At 68.9% G+C, this 12,750-nt stretch carries 13 protein-coding genes, 1 tRNA gene and 2 pseudogenes; 6 read left to right on the forward strand and 10 right to left on the reverse strand.

Annotated elements, in window-relative coordinates; translation table 11 throughout:
• Positions 1–159: pseudogene (locus ABZT87_RS00005) on the forward strand (MerR family DNA-binding transcriptional regulator); the annotation flags it as partial.
• Between the two features lie 166 nt (positions 160–325).
• Here ABZT87_RS00005 and ABZT87_RS00010 read toward each other — a convergent pair.
• Positions 326–748, reverse strand: coding sequence for an ATP-binding protein (locus ABZT87_RS00010; protein ID WP_355132603.1), 423 nt, complete (start codon positions 746–748; stop codon positions 326–328).
• 189 nt (positions 749–937) lie between these two features.
• On the opposite strand from ABZT87_RS00010, the gene ABZT87_RS00015 reads away from it, so the two are divergent.
• The gene (locus ABZT87_RS00015) at positions 938–1,318 is read left to right on the forward strand and encodes an STAS domain-containing protein (protein ID WP_355068614.1); all 381 of its coding nucleotides are present in this window, start codon (positions 938–940) and stop codon (positions 1,316–1,318) included.
• Here the strand turns inward: ABZT87_RS00015 and ABZT87_RS00020 are convergent, their stop codons facing one another.
• Positions 1,319–2,575, reverse strand: a complete 1,257-nt coding sequence (locus ABZT87_RS00020) for a PP2C family protein-serine/threonine phosphatase (RefSeq protein ID WP_355132605.1) — start codon at positions 2,573–2,575, stop codon at positions 1,319–1,321.
• A gap of 599 nt (positions 2,576–3,174) precedes the next feature.
• Positions 3,175–3,870 (reverse strand): SDR family oxidoreductase, encoded by a 696-nt coding sequence (locus ABZT87_RS00025; protein WP_355132607.1) that lies wholly within the window; start codon positions 3,868–3,870, stop codon positions 3,175–3,177.
• Positions 3,871–4,045: 175 nt separating this feature from the next.
• On the opposite strand from ABZT87_RS00025, the gene ABZT87_RS00030 reads away from it, so the two are divergent.
• The 3 genes and pseudogenes from ABZT87_RS00030 to ABZT87_RS00040 all read left to right on the forward strand — a co-directional run bounded on the left by ABZT87_RS00030 (position 4,046) and on the right by ABZT87_RS00040 (position 5,933).
• Positions 4,046–4,654 (forward strand): helix-turn-helix domain-containing protein, encoded by a 609-nt coding sequence (locus tag ABZT87_RS00030; protein ID WP_355132609.1) that lies wholly within the window; start codon positions 4,046–4,048, stop codon positions 4,652–4,654.
• An 853-nt stretch (positions 4,655–5,507) separates the two neighbouring features.
• Positions 5,508–5,729 (forward strand): annotated as a pseudogene (locus ABZT87_RS00035) (transposase); the annotation flags it as partial.
• A gap of 131 nt (positions 5,730–5,860) precedes the next feature.
• Positions 5,861–5,933, forward strand: a tRNA-Arg gene (locus ABZT87_RS00040).
• A 237-nt stretch (positions 5,934–6,170) separates the two neighbouring features.
• On the opposite strand, the gene ABZT87_RS00045 is transcribed toward ABZT87_RS00040, so the two are convergent.
• From ABZT87_RS00045 to ABZT87_RS00060, 4 genes are all read right to left on the reverse strand, one after another.
• Positions 6,171–6,740 (reverse strand): Ltp family lipoprotein, encoded by a 570-nt coding sequence (locus ABZT87_RS00045; RefSeq protein ID WP_354859552.1) that lies wholly within the window; start codon positions 6,738–6,740, stop codon positions 6,171–6,173.
• Between the two features lie 476 nt (positions 6,741–7,216).
• The gene (locus tag ABZT87_RS00050) at positions 7,217–7,477 is read right to left on the reverse strand and encodes a hypothetical protein (RefSeq protein ID WP_355132611.1); all 261 of its coding nucleotides are present in this window, start codon (positions 7,475–7,477) and stop codon (positions 7,217–7,219) included.
• Positions 7,478–7,753: 276 nt separating this feature from the next.
• Positions 7,754–8,719, reverse strand: coding sequence for an aminoglycoside phosphotransferase family protein (locus tag ABZT87_RS00055; RefSeq protein ID WP_355132613.1), 966 nt, complete (start codon positions 8,717–8,719; stop codon positions 7,754–7,756).
• Positions 8,720–9,282: 563 nt separating this feature from the next.
• The gene (locus ABZT87_RS00060; RefSeq protein ID WP_355132615.1) at positions 9,283–10,185 is read right to left on the reverse strand and encodes an NADP-dependent oxidoreductase; all 903 of its coding nucleotides are present in this window, start codon (positions 10,183–10,185) and stop codon (positions 9,283–9,285) included.
• Positions 10,186–10,290: 105 nt separating this feature from the next.
• Here ABZT87_RS00060 and ABZT87_RS00065 point away from each other — a divergent pair, with 105 nt between their 5' ends.
• Positions 10,291–10,689, forward strand: a complete 399-nt coding sequence (locus ABZT87_RS00065; RefSeq protein WP_355066711.1) for a helix-turn-helix domain-containing protein — start codon at positions 10,291–10,293, stop codon at positions 10,687–10,689.
• Positions 10,690–10,736: 47 nt separating this feature from the next.
• On the opposite strand, the gene ABZT87_RS00070 is transcribed toward ABZT87_RS00065, so the two are convergent.
• The 3 genes from ABZT87_RS00070 to ABZT87_RS00080 all read right to left on the reverse strand — a co-directional run bounded on the left by ABZT87_RS00070 (position 10,737) and on the right by ABZT87_RS00080 (position 12,650).
• On the reverse strand, positions 10,737–11,087 hold the full coding sequence (locus tag ABZT87_RS00070; RefSeq protein ID WP_355132617.1) for a DoxX family protein: 351 nt from the start codon (positions 11,085–11,087) through the stop codon (positions 10,737–10,739).
• A 137-nt stretch (positions 11,088–11,224) separates the two neighbouring features.
• On the reverse strand, positions 11,225–11,995 hold the full coding sequence (locus ABZT87_RS00075) for a hypothetical protein (protein WP_355066712.1): 771 nt from the start codon (positions 11,993–11,995) through the stop codon (positions 11,225–11,227).
• Between the two features lie 55 nt (positions 11,996–12,050).
• A complete protein-coding gene (locus tag ABZT87_RS00080) occupies positions 12,051–12,650 on the reverse strand; it encodes an ATP-dependent Clp protease proteolytic subunit (RefSeq protein WP_354859568.1) in 600 nt (199 codons plus the stop codon).
• Between the last annotated feature and the right edge of the window lie 100 nt (positions 12,651–12,750).

The following is a 12,750-nucleotide window of genomic DNA, read 5'->3' on the forward strand; positions in this document are numbered from 1 at the left end:
CGCTACCAGCTTCGCCTGGCCGCTCGGGCCCGGGAGATGGTCGACCAGGGTACCGCCCTGGAGGCTGCCTGCCGGATCATCATCCTCGAAGACCAGCTGGAGGAAGCCCTCCGGCAAAACCAGAACCAGCAGCATGGGACGCGGCACACTGACGCCTGAGGTCATCGGCGGGCGGTGAGCTGACTGGCTCGCCAGCGCGAACCACCTCGGCTCTGCCGGCGTACTCCTGCTCGTCGCACCTCTTCCATGTCGGCCGCCAGCCGCCAGACGCCCCCACCGAAGACCGGACATCGGCTCGGACTCGGCGGATGGCGCGGGCGTCCGGTTATCGGATCGGTGCCGTTCGTGCGTCGGTGAGGTGTTTGGTGATGCGGAGCAGCACATGGCCCGGTGGCCCGGCGACGAAGGCGGCCGTGTCGGCGAGCGCGGCGATCAGGGGCAGTCCACGACCGCCGACGGTGAGCGGGGCGGGAAGTTCGGCGTCGAGGCGACCGCCGTTGGGGATGCTGCCGCGGTTGCCGACCTCGAGGAGGCAGACGTCGTCGTCGATGACGATGGTGATGTCGACGACGCTGTCGGGATCGGCGTGCAGCACCGCGTTGGCGCACGCCTCGCTGATCAGCACGGCGAGGTGGTCACGGGAGTCCTCGGCGGCATCGGTGAGGCTCAGCAGGGTGGTGAGGACGTGGCGGGCGCGGGTCACCGACGACGGTTGCCGTGGAAGTGACAGGTTCATGCTCACCCGCACTGCACAGCTCCTCCCCGGCCCGTGCCTGAACCGTCGGACTAGCGCGTCACCCTGAGGCGCGATGCTCCGGTGGTGATCAGCCCTACCCCGGTTCTGCTGAGGCGAAACAGTCAGGGTGCCGGCGCGACGTGCCCGGGCCGACGGCGGTTCACCCGTCGGCAGAATAGGGTAGGCGGGGATCATCGGGGCGTGGGGGAGGTTGCTGTGGAACTGCTGCTGTCGGTCCGGCCGGGCCGGGGTTGCACCGTGCTGGAGGCGCGCGGCGAGCTGGACATGGCGACATCCCCGCAGCTGCGCGAGCGTCTGCAACGGTTGGTCGACGCCGGTGACCACCACGTGGTGGTGGACCTGGCCGGGGTGGGATTCATGGACTCCAGCGGACTGGGCGCGCTGGTCGTGATGTTCAAGGCGCTGCGCGACGTGGGCGGTCGGATGAGCCTCGCGGCACCGCAGCCCGCCGTGCACAGCGTCCTGACGGTCACGTCGGTGGATCGAGTGATCCAGGTTTATGACAGCGTGCAGGCGGCCGAAGCCGATGTGCCGTCCACCGACCACGCGCCAGGCCGGTAGTCAGTCGGGCAGAGCGGCGCTGGCACGATCCTGGTCGGCGCCGGCGCTGGTACGCCGGTCCTCGCGGTGCCCGCCGTGCCAGTCGAGGATGAACAGGGTGGCGTCATCGGCCAGCTTTGGTCCGCTGACCTCCAGGACGGCGTCGGCCAACGCCCGGGCGGCCTCTCGTGGATGCAGACCGGTGATCGACAGCAACATGGTCGGTAAATCCAGGTTGGCGGCGTTGCGCTCCCGCATGCCATCGGTGACCACCACCAGACGGTCGCCCGGCCGCAGCTCGACCTCGCCAGCGCGGTGTCCGGCGTCGGCGAACATTCCCAGCGGGAAGTTGGGCGGTAGTGGCAGCACCCGAGTGTTCCCGTCGCGTACCAGCATCGGCGGGACGTGCCCGGCGTTGAGCAGCGCGCACACGCCGGTGCGCAGGTCGAGACGGCCGAGGACCGCGGTGATGTAACCGCCGGGCACGGTGGCATGGCCGGCCACGTCGGCATTCGCGGCGTCGGCCTGTTCCACCAGACCGACCCCGCGGCGGCGGCTGTTGCGCAGGCTGCCCACGCCCAGGGTGGCCGTGAGCGCGCTGGCCACGCCGTGGCCCATCGCATCGGTGACGCTGAAGTGCAGCACGTCGCGGGCGAGGCTGTAGTCGAAGGTGTCCCCGCCGATGCTGGCGGCGGGTTCCAGCCAGCCGGACAGGGTGAACGCGCTGGCCTCACAGGTGAACGAGGCGGGCAGCAGGCGCCGCTGGATCTCCCCGGACAGGGTGAACGGGGTCGTCCGTTGCCCCCACTCGAACAGATCGGTGTGCCGCCGGTTGGCGATCACCACGAATGCCAATACGTGTGCCGTACGGGTGATCTCCTCCAGCGCCCGCGGGTCCGGCTCGTCCGGCAGGCTCATTTCGAGCAGGCCGATGGCCTCACCGCGGTCGGTCACCGGCGCCAGCACCGTCCACGTGTCAGGCTGCGGGACAACATGCACCGTCTGGGTGCGTAGCGCCTGCTCGGCGGGGCCGCCATCGAACGGCATCACCGTGGCGACCTCGTCACCGCCACGGCGTCCCGCACCGGTTCCGCCGAGCGGCACGCGGGTCAGCCGGACCAGCGCCCGGCCGCTGAGGTCCGCGATCAAGAACGCGACGCTCCGCGCCCCCAGCGCCACACCGAGTTCCCGGGTGACCGCGTCGACCGCGTCGACGGGGGAGGCGTTCTCCGCCGCATCCAACAGCTGCGCCATGATCCACCCTCGGCTGCTTTCCACGGCCTGAGCCTACGAGACCCGGCTGGTCTCGCCGAGCACGAGGATCCTCACCACAGCGTCGACAGCCCAAACCAGGTTTCACATTCAGGGGCCTGGAGTGAGCTTCCCCTCGTTCCCGGACACCTGAATCTGGCATGTGCGGACACGTGGGGACCGTCGTGGCCAGGATCGCGGCGGGTCCAAGCGAACCGGGGACAGACCCGCGCTCCCAGGTTCTTCGGTGGCAACGCCGGCGACGGGGTATGGGGACGAAGGCCATTGATCCTCGATGATGTGTGCGGTGTGTGCTCTCCAGCGGATGCCAACCGGTGCCAACCGGTGCCAACACGGGTCACTGCGGCCGACCGCCGGTCGCAAACCGGCGTTCGTGTGCTCGGGGTGGTCCTCGGCTGGGAGAGGCGGTCAGGGCAATCGGGCAGGCAGGGGTAACGGGCAAGGCAGGCAGGCCGATCACGAGAAGTGGATCACGACAGGCTGCATCCGTGTCGCAGTTCGGTGCCTGGCGGTCGGCCGGCTTCCCGCTCGGGCCGTCGGCTCGCCAGGGCTACAGCCTGAGCATCGGACCTGGTGAACCTTCCAGATCAGAGCCAAATTGCTCGTCAGGCGTTGGAGTGAACACCGATGCCGCCGGAGACGGTGAGGTTGTCGCCGGTGATGTAGCCGGCGGCGTCCGAGGCGAGGAAGGCCACGGCTTCGGCGATGTCGGCGGGAGCGCCGACGCGGCCGAGCGGGACGTCCCGGGCCCAGGAGTCGATCACTTCCTGGGAGATACCCATCCTGCTGTAGACAGGGGTGTTGATCATTCCCGGGCTGACCGCGTTGACGCGAATGCGGCGGGGGGCGAGTTCGAGCGCGAGGGACCGCATGAGGGGTAGCAGAGCGCCCTTGGCTGCTGTCATCGCGGCCCCGAGCCCTTCGGCGGCGCCCACGGTGAACACGACCGAGGCGCCCTCGTTGAGGAGCGGCAGCGCCTTTTGCAGGGTGAAGAAGTTTCCCTTGACGTTGATGTCGAACAGCACGTCGAAGGCGTCTTCGTCGGTTGATTCGATCGGGCCGGGGCGGGAGATGCCCGCGTTGAGGAAGAGCAGGTCGAGGGAGCCGAGTTGCTGGCGCGCCTGGTCCATCGCCTGGTCGATGTCTGGCAGGGACCGTGCGTCGGCCCGGACAGCCGTGACGTCTTCGGGAAGCCCGGCGTCGGCGACATTGCCGAGGCCGGTGACCATGACGCGGTAGCCGCGGGAGTGGAGTAGTTCGGCGGTCGCCTTGCCGATGCCGCTGGTTCCACCGGTGATCAAAGCTGTGGGTGCAGGCATGATGCGCTCCTTTGCGTACTTCTGGGCCGGGGGCGGCCCTGTCCGTGGGGCCGTGGGCATGCTGCGTCACTGCCTCTGGCAGCGTACGACAGCCTGGCAGTGACTGCCAAACGTGATGTCACTGTCAGGATGGCAGTGCCGGGCTAGTCTGGGTGGCATGAAGCAGGAGGCCAAGTCAGCGACGGGCGCACCGACCACGCTGTGGGACCGGACACGGCAGCTGGCTTCCCAGGAGATCCTCAAGACGGCGCTGCGCCTGTTCACCGAGCAGGGCTACGACGAGACGACCATCGCCCAGATCGCCCGGGAGGCCGGCGTCTCCCAGCGCACCCTCTTCCGCTACTTCGGCACCAAGGAGGACCTTCTCGGCGGAGGTCAGGACCGGTTCGGGCAGGTCCTGATGGACACGATCGGCGAACAGCCTGCCGATGCCGGTGTCTGGAGGGCCCTGCGCGCAGGGGTTGCTGCCGTACTGGCCTTGCACGACAGCCGAGAACAGGCCCTGGAGCGGTTCCGCCTCCTCCACAACACCGCCTCGTTGCGTGCCGGTTGGCTTGAAAAGCGACTGCGATTCCAGGAGAACCTGCTGCCGCTCATCGAGACCCGTATGGACGCAGCTACCGACAAGGAGGGCGCGAAGGCGCGCGCGGTGATCGCGACGGCGTTCGCGTGCCTGGATGCCGCATCAATGACGTGGGTCGCCAACGACGGCAAGGGCGAAATCATGGACCTGTACGACGAGTGCCTGGCTGCGGTGCGGGGCTGACCCGCAGCGGCCAACGCAGGTGACCTGCGGGTTTCCTGCTCCTGCAGCGCAGGCGCGGGCGCGGGTCGCAGGGACGTACTGCTGTGATCCCTTGTGACCGCGCTGGACCCGCCCGTGCGACTGGAGTCGCACGGTGCGGTCGCCGGATGGCTGACCTTCCAGCTACCCGCCGACCTGTTCTGACAAGGCGTTGGTATCCAGCGCTACGACGCTGCAGGACGGTCGGGGTATCGCCGTGACAGTCAGTGCGTCAAACGTCGGTGGCCAAGCGGCCGGCGAGACGAGCGCTAGTTCCGTTGACCTGGCGTCCAGGTTAGTTGGCGAGTTCGGTGGATCTAGACACTTCTGGGGCGGAGTGCGCGCCCCCACCGTCTCCATGCGAGGTCCGCATGACTCCCTCCCGCGTTTCCGAGTTCTCGATGGTCGTGTCCGCCGAGGACGGTGCGGGCCACACGGCGTCGATGAGCTGGCCGGGATGCTGCGGCTCGCGCTGGCCGACGCGGGCGCGACTCGGATCGACGCGGCGGCGACCGGCACCGCGCCCGACGGCGCCCGGGATCGAGCGCTCGGCGTGATCGCGTTCATCGTCACCGCCCTGCAGACCGCAGGGGCCCTCACGAAGGTAGTGGAGGCGATCCGCGGCTGCCTCGCCCGCGTCGCCGGCCGCCGCCGGGTGCGGCTGACCGTAGCCGGGGTCGACGTGGAGGTCACCGCCGACGTCGATGTCGCGCCGATCGTGGCAGCGCTCCTGGCTCAACCCAGCCGGCCCGTGACCGGGCTGCGGCGGGCGCTCGTGGTCGCGAACGCCCGGTACGACGCCCCGGCACTCGCCGCGTTGCGCGCTGCGACCCGCGACGGGCGGACCTTGGCGTTCGTGCTCTCCGGCGGCAACGTCAACGACTGCAGCCGCTTCACCGAGGTCATGGCCGCGATCCGGGTCGAGCGGTCCGGGCCCGTTCGACCTCGGGTTCGCCCGGATCACGTCATCGCCGACAAGGGCTACAGCTCCAAGGCCATCCGGACCGACCTACGCCAGCGCGGTATCGGGCACACCATCCCCGAACGCGCTGACCAGCAGGGCAGCCGTCGACTCGGCAGCTGCGGCGGCCGGCCGCCAGTCTCCGACAAGCAGCTCTACAAGCACCGCAACGTCGTCAGTCCCTGCCAACGCGGGTCAACGCGTAGGTCGTTACACTGACCACTCGCGCCCTCGTAGCTCAGGGGATAGAGCATCGGTTTCCTAAACCGTGTGTCGCAGGTTCGAATCCTGCCGGGGGCACCTCGCTACGCAGCCGAAACACCATCCGAGCTGGCAACACATGCGCTGCTCAATTAGAGCAGGTGTGCGGCTGTAGGTCACCGGAAGCCGTCGTTTGTCGCAGGTCGCGGAACAGGCGCGGGATGACCTTGAACTCATCCGCACTGGCCGGCAGCCGGCGGTACGTGGTGCGGCCAGTCGTGCTACGGCCCGCCACCCGCCATGGACAAAGCCGCAACAGGAACTCGGATGCCCTTCTCACATCACCTGATCGACACCGTAGACGGCCTGTGCGTGCGTGTACCCCTCGAATTCCAACTGCTTGATCAGGCCCGAACGGGAGAACGCCTGGGTGTCGAGGTAATTCTTCGCCATCTTGGCAGCCTGTTTTCTGTAGTCAACCTTCAGAGAATCCACGGCCCTGGTTGCGATCTTCCTCGGGTAGCCCTCGAACTCCAACTGCTTGATCAGGCCGGAGCGGGAGAACGCTTGATATTGCAGGTAATCGGAGGCGGCCCTGATGGCGTTCTGCTGCTCTACGGACAGCTTCGGCTCGGCCGGTGCCTTGGTGGTGGTCTTCGTCTTCGGCTTCGTTGCTGCTGTGGTAGGCGCTGCGGTGGTGGGTGTTGCGGTGGTAGGTGCTGCGGTGGTGATCTCCACCGCCGGTGCTGCGGGGCTTTCTGCCGGGACGGACGCTGCGGCGGCCGTCTCCGCGGTGGCGCTCCTTGCGGGAGGCGAGTCGGCACCGCCGACCGCCGCAGCGATGGTCACTCCGCCGCAGCAGAGCACCAAGACACCGCCGACGGCCGCTCCGATGATGAGCTTCATGGGGCGCTTCTTCGGAGGCTGCTGCGACTGCATAGCTGGATGACCGGGGGGCGGCGGAGCGCTGTAGCTCACTGATAGGACCCTTCGGGAGACTGTGCGTAACCGCGTACACGGCGAGTCTGCTCAGCCGGACCATCAAGAACCATCCCCGCTTCAGCCGATGATCGCCTCAGCCGTTGCTGGTGGAATGTCGGCCGACCGCTCGCACGTTCTGCTGCATGAGTTAGCCGGAGCGGGACATGTGGTTGCGAGCGCCGTACGTCACTTCGTCTCCGGAGGGGACGGCAGCGTCCACCGTGCAGAGGACGCGCAAAGGGTTCCGACTCGAAAACCGCTCCTGGTGAGTGCAGAAGCAGGTGAACGCCCTGCCGGAGGCACCTGCATTCACTCATTCCCCGACCGTTCGTCGCGGGTTCTAATCCTGGCCGGGGATACCGGGTCACACCCTTGGTCGGCTGCTAGTCGGCCGTCCGGGTTCACGTGCTCACCCGGGCTTCCAGCGGCCAGTAGGCGACCTCTTCGCAGTCACAAACGAGCAGGGCGACCGTGCCCGTCGCGAGCTGCCAGGTGAGGTGGGCGGCCAGATCGCCGACGCGCACATGGTCGAGCACGGCCCCGGCGTACGCACCGGGCACGTCGTGGCGGGCGACGTGCTTGACGCCGGACACCGTGTTCACCAGGCTCACGTCGTCGACGTGCGGCACCAACTCGCCCGCCGCGTCGGGTCGTCGCTCCACTGTCGATTCGAAGCCGACCGTGCGGATAAGCGGATGAGTCGGCACGAGGGTCCGCGTGTGTCACTCCCGGACCGCCCGGCCGACCCGGCTCACCTCATCTTGGCGACGATCTCGACGAGGTTGCCGTCCGGGTCGCGGAGCAGCGCGTTGCGGTTGCCGTTCCGGAGTCGTGCGGGGCCTGCACCACCGGCACGCCGGCGGCGGTGAGCCGCGCGAAGGCCGCGTCGACATCGGTACGGGCCGCTTGTGCCGGCGCGCTGGCCAATCGGGAGGAGATCAGGGCGCGTAGGTGGGGTCGACGACGGTCTCGGCGATGCGGGTCAGCCAGTGCAGGTCGTTGGCTTGAGATTCTGGACTGGACTCGGGGTTGAGGACGCTGCGTAAAAATAGGGCCACGTCGTCGAGGTGCCGCTCAGCGCGGTAGTAGCTCAGCATGGTCTGGTCCGGTTCCAGCGGCCCATAGCCTCGGCGGAAGAGCCTGGCGCGGTGCGCGTTGACCGGGTGGTCGCCGAAGTCTTGGCTGTAGACGAACATCAGGTCCCGCTCGCGCGGCGCCAGGATCGGCGCATCCCAGTCCACGACGTGCAGTGGACCGTCGCCGTCAGCGAGCAGGTTGCCGGGGTGGATGTCGGCGTGGCAGATCACGTGTTGAGATTGCGTCACTCGGGAGGCGAGGTGATCCACCGTTGCCGACAACCGATGCAGCGCTGCACCGTACCGGTCCCAGAAAGTGCCGAGGGCCTCGCTCGCTGCGGCCTGCTCCCCGAGGATTCGCAGCCGCTCGCCCGCGCTCGATCGGTAGGTCTCGACCGGCAAGACCGCGGCGAGGTCGGCGCTCGGCTTAACCGCGTGCAGCCGACCCAGGAACTCACCGTACTCGACCCACTGACGGTCGGTGAGGCCGCGGCCCCACAGACTGCCGCCGGCGTGGAACGGATAGAGCAGCAGCTGGTAGTCCCCGAAGCCGCGAATGACTCTGCCCCCTGGAAGGTCGATCGGCGCTACGACCTGCCTGACGCCCTGCGCTCGAAGAAAGCGAGGCAGCAGGACGGCCGCCTGAGTGAACTCACCGCGGCGCATCTTCAGGAAGTAGCGCTCGCCGTCAAACGTGTCTACCCGGTACGCCCATGCCTGCCCGTCGAGCCCGACCGGCATGAACACGAGATCGGCCACGTCCACGGCCCAGGCGGCGGCCACCTCAGCCGCGAGCAACCGCTCGTCAACGCCAGGCTTGTCGAACATCGACGGAGCGTTGCAGCTCGCAGTCCGTCCAGCAAGGGATTTGCCACCTGTAGGCGGAGTCAGCAGCGAACCCCGAGCAGCCTCCCCGGGGTGGTCTGGCTCGCGGGCGAAACGGCTGTCGACAGTAACGATGACAGCAACGTCACCGGATGGCACCCTGACGAGCGTTGGCACGGACGACGCTTGCAGCGTGCAGTCGGTTCCGGACGCGTGCGGACGAGGCGCACAGAGCTTGTAAGCGAGACGTCAGATCGGTGCCGATTCGACCGGGCGCTGCTCGCGTTGCATTACTGCTCAGGCAACCCTGCTGGCGACCCGGACCGATGGCGCCAAGCGAGAGTCGCGGCCGTCAGCTGATCGTGGAAGCCAGTCCCGCGCTCGAGTGGACGATCGAGGATGCCCCGGCCGAACGGCCGGGGCAATCCTCGTGTGGCTCGATGTGCAGGCGTCGATCGCGGCAGATCCGCGAACGCGGCACGCAGTCAGTGTCGCGCCGCTTCCCTGGTCGGTGGGGCGCGGGAAGGCGTGGCGCGTCAGCCGAGTGCGGATCGCCGGGCCGCCGGTCAGGGGACGATGACCACGCCGCCGCGTACGCCGCCCTGGGCAAGCCGTTCGTGGGCGGCGGCCGCGTCGGCGAAGGGGTACACGCCGGCGACCCGCAGCGGGATGTCGCCGCTGGTGACGAGTTTGACCAGTTCTGCCAGGCGGGATCCGTCCGACTCCACCTCCAGCGCGAAGGTCCGGATGCCCCGCACCGGCTCCGGGCGCAGCGGAGGTGACGCGGCCACGTAGCCGCCGCCGTCCCGGATGTGGTCCAGCAGCGAGGAACCGATCACCGCCAGGTCGATGACCGCGTCGTACGTCCCCGTCGGTTCGTCGGAGCGCGACAGGAACGCCGCGCCCAGCGACTCGACGAACTGGCGGTCGTCGGCCCCGGCGAGTCCGGTGGCGTGCAGGCCGGCCGCCCGTGCCAGGGCCAGGACGAACCCTCCGACCTGCCCGGCGGCGCCGGTGACGAGCACGGTCGAGCCCGCCGGGAGCGCGAGCAGGTCGAGGGCCTGGGCGGCGGCGAGACCGTTGGTCGGCAGGGTCGCCGCCTCGGTGGCGGGGACGCCGATGGGTGCGGCGGTCAGCGAGGTGGCGTCGAGCACCACGTACTCCGCGTGGGCCCCGGCAGTGGTTTGCAGCCATGGCGAGAAGCCGATGACCTCATCGCCGATCGCGTACTCCTCGACCGATGGCCCGACGGCGTCGACGGTGCCGACCACGTCCCAGCCGGGCGTGTACGGCAGGCCGGTCGGCAGCGGTGCCGGGAACCGGCCGGAGCGGACCATGAGGTCGACCGGGTGGACGACGGACGCGGCGACCCGTACCCGCACCTGTCCCGGTCCGGCTTCGGGCGTCGGCACGTCGGCCACGTGCAGGACCTCCGGCCCTCCGAACTCTTCGTAACGAACTCCGCGCATCGTCGTCTCCCTCGTAGCCGTCGTGATCACCACGACCGTACGAAGCGACGGGCACCGTGAGAAAGTAGGTACCTCGAAGTGCGTAGGGCACCGCAGGAGGGAAAGATGACGACGACAACCGCAGCGCAACGCCGCGAGCAGGCAAAACGTGATTACGACGCGTTCCTGGAGCGCTGCCCGACCCGGGAGCTGCTGAGCAGGCTCACCGACAAGTGGGTGGCGCTGGTGATCCCGGCGCTTGCGGACGGTCCGCAGCGGCACGGCGAACTCGCCCGCCGCATCGCCGGCATCAGTCAGAAGATGCTCACGCAAACCCTGCGGACGCTGGAGCGCGACGGCCTGGTCACCCGTACGGTCACCGCGTCGGTGCCGGTCCGCGTCGACTACGAGCTCACCCCGTTGGGCCATGAACTGTTCCCAGTCATGATCTCCATCAAGGACTGGGCGGAGTCACACATGGACCGCGTGTTCGAAGCCCGAGCCCGATTCGACGCACTCCCCTGAGGGGGCTCCGGAGGCGCGATTCTGGTCCAGCACCGACCGAACGGCAGTCACCAGCGGTAGGCCAGGTTCACGGCGAGTGCGGCCAGCACGGTGAGGAAGAAGACGGCCCATCCCACGAGCTGGCGTGACCCCACCCGCAGGTGCGCGATGAGCGCGCCGACGAAGTACAGCACCAGCCCCGCCGCGGCGAGGGTCCCCAGCAGCGGTACGGCGAAACCGGCCAGCAGTCCCACGGAGCCGGCCGCCAACAGCAGGCCCAGCACCGGTAGCCAGGACCGTGGCACCCGCTTCATGTCCGCCTGGGCCTTGGGATAGTCGTGGCCGATGAGGTAGGTGACCGCGGCGATGCCGGTGAACACCGAGGCGAGGATGGTGACTGTCACGTAAGCGGCGAACATGGACCCTCCCTGTGGTTTTGTCACCTCAGGGACGGGGCAGCTCCGCGAAACGTTACGGGCGTGGCGCGCTCAGCAGAACCCGGTGCCCTCCGGGGCATCCCGGAGGGCACCGCGGAGGGCACCGCGTCGTCGCAGGGTCAGAGGAATTTGTACATCTCGGCGGAGGCCGGCTCGGTGTCGCCGGCGGGCGGCGCGGTCACCGAGACTTGCTCGCCGAAGCCGCTCATCTTCATGTCGGTGACGAGATCACCGACGCTCTTCGTGGCGATCGTGTAGGACAGCGCGGTGAGCCGGCCGTCGGCGTCGACGGTCGCCTCGAAGGGGACCGCCGTGGGGTCCTTCGCCAGCTTGGCGGTGGACTTGAGGCCGTCGCGCATTCCACCGTCGGCGCCGGCGGCCTCCGCGGCCTTGTTCAGGTCGGCGGTGCCGCTGTAGCGGCCGGGGCTCACCTCCTGGGCGGTCACGATGCCGCCGATGATGCCGGTCTGCGCCTTGAGGTCGAACGACTGGCGCAACGAGCTGGTCGGCCGGAGCTTGTTGAGGTCGATCTTCATCCAGGGCTTCTCGCCCTCGAGCGAGTCGGACTTGATGTAGGCGGCATCGCCGATCAGCCGGGCCTCGATCGGCTCCGGGGCGTTCCCGGTGACGTGGATCGCCTTGGCGGCGGGGTCCATCTTGCCGCTGAGGGTGATCGACTGGTTGCCGGCCTTGACCGAGGCGTCCATGGTGACCGTGCCGGCGAGGCTGCGGTCCATGGCCTGCCGGACGGCGGCGACCGGTTCGACCTTGGTCGTGGCGGGGGCGGCGGAGGGGCCGGCCCCTCCGGTGTTGTCGCCGGAGGTGGTGCCGCAGCCGGCCACGAGGGCGGCGGCGAGGGCAATCGAAAGGGTAGGGATCAGTCGACGCATAGACGCGACCCTAACCAATGGGCACCACCCCCGGTGCACGATGGCCATTCGCAGGTCAGTCCGCCGGCAGTTGATCGGCCCGGGTGAGCACCCGGTCGACGAGGCCGTACTCCCGGGCCTGCTCGGCGGTGAACCAGCGGTCACGGTCCCAGTCCCGCTGGATCTCGTCGAGTGTCCGTCCACTGTGCTGGGCGATCAGCTCCTGCATGGTCCGCTTCACGTGCAGCATGTTCTCCGCCTGGATGGTGATGTCCGAGGCGGTGCCGCCCATCCCGCCGGAGGGCTGGTGCATCATGACCCGCGAGTGCGGCAGCGCGTACCGCTTGCCGGCCGCGCCGGCGCAGAGCAGGAACTGCCCCATCGAGCCGGCGAACCCGAGCGCCAGCGTGGCCACGTCGTTGCGGACGTAGCGCATCGTGTCGTAGACCGCCATTCCGGCGCTCACCGAGCCGCCCGGCGAGTTGATGTAGAGGTAGATGTCCCGGTCGGCGTCCTCGGCGGCGAGCAGCAGGATCTGCCCGCAGATCTGGTTGGCCGACTCCTCGGTCACCTCGGTGCCGAGGAAGACGATCCGCTCCCGCAGCAGCCGCTCGAACACCTGGTCACCGAAGGTCGGTTGCCCGCTGTCCCGCATCTGCACGCCGTACCCGATCATGTGTCGCCGCCTTCCGCCGTGCCGGCGGGCGGCGGGACCGCCCGGGGAGCCGGCTCCTCCAGCGTGCGCGCGGCGGCGGTCGCGGCCCAGGGATTCTGCC

Source organism: Micromonospora sp. NPDC005237 (assembly GCF_040607775.1).
Taxonomy (GTDB): Bacteria; Actinomycetota; Actinomycetes; order Mycobacteriales; family Micromonosporaceae; genus Micromonospora.